At 43.2% G+C, this 384-nt stretch carries 1 protein-coding gene; it reads left to right on the plus strand.

Annotation, left to right across the window (positions count from 1 at the left end):
* A partial coding sequence (locus A3712_RS15210) for a DUF2982 domain-containing protein (protein WP_157618772.1) occupies window positions 1-384 on the plus strand: 384 nt, incomplete at both ends.

Genomic DNA, 384 nt, shown 5'->3' on the forward strand with positions numbered 1-384 from the left:
ACACATTTTCAGCAGCACTTTTTTAAAGGCGGATGGGTTTTAAAATGGAGTAATATACAAAAAATCGGCTTGTGTACTTATGAACAAGATGGCTGGCATCAACCTCTTCCTTGGATCGGTATTAAAGTCAAAGATTACTCACCCTACTTAGATTCCATCTGCCCTAAAATCACCTGCGAATTACTGCTCAGCCAGCGCGCACTGTTATACTTAGGAGCCAAACAAGCGGGTAAGGAGTCGAACTTTGAAGACATGGTTCTCGACTCTTCGCATTACCACGCTCGCTGCACTGAAGCTGGCTGTGTAGAGCTGAGTAAATTTAAAGAATCAGAAAACACTGAAGAGCGCTATTTTAATGACAGCCAAACACAAGCTGCATCTGCC

The organism is Vibrio sp. HI00D65 (assembly GCF_001635455.1).
Classification (GTDB): Bacteria; Pseudomonadota; Gammaproteobacteria; order Enterobacterales; family Vibrionaceae; genus Vibrio.